Raw genomic sequence first — 750 nt, forward strand, 5'->3', positions numbered from 1 at the left:
ACCGTGCGTACTGGGCGCGACCCGGGCAGGGCGATTCCTGGTTCCCATAGCCGATGGCGAATCCATGTCGCTGTGGCTGGTGGATGGCGCTGACGGCGGCGTAGGGATTCATCCCCGGTCGCTGCTGGACCGTTCCAGGGATGTGGCCGATGTCGTCCTTGACGACGTCGCGGCACGCCGGCTCGAGCTCGACGCGGCCGCGACGATCAGCGAAATCGCGACCCGGGCAGCGGTTCTGGTCGCCGCCGACGCACTGGGCGCATCCGAGCGGATGCTCCAACTCGCCGTTGACTACAGCAAGCAGCGCCAGCAGTTCGGCCGGCCGATCGGGTCATTCCAAGCGGTCAAACATGCCGCCGCGCAGATGCTGGTCACTGTGGAGTCCTCGCTGTCGATCGTCTGCTACGCAGCACAATCGGCCGAGGAGGGTTTGCCTGAGCGCGCGACCCACGCGGCTGTCGCCAAGGCGCAGGTCACCGCTGCTGCCGCTGAGCTCGCCGACAGCGCGCTGACCCTCCACGGCGCGATCGGCTACACCTGGGAGCACGACCTGCACCTCTTCTACAAGCGGGCCAAGCTGGACCGTGTGCTGTTCGGCACACCGACGGCATGGAACGAGCGCATCGCGGACGCACTGCCGCTACTGCCCGCCACGGCATGACCGCGTGCAGGTGACCGCCGCCTCAGCAAGCACCCCGAGGTGCCTCAGCTAAAAGTGAGCGCGAAGCGGTGGTTGGTGCCTCACGCATG

1 protein-coding gene is annotated in these 750 nt (G+C 67.5%); it reads left to right on the forward strand.

Annotated features, from left to right (window positions below):
- On the forward strand, positions 1-661 hold a 661-nt coding region (locus tag F6Q13_RS18505; protein ID WP_293059643.1), incomplete at its 5' end, for an acyl-CoA dehydrogenase family protein.
- Positions 662-750: the final 89 nt, after the last annotated feature.

It is taken from the genome of Mycobacterium sp. (assembly GCF_008709575.1).
Classification (GTDB): domain Bacteria; phylum Actinomycetota; class Actinomycetes; order Mycobacteriales; family Mycobacteriaceae; genus Mycobacterium.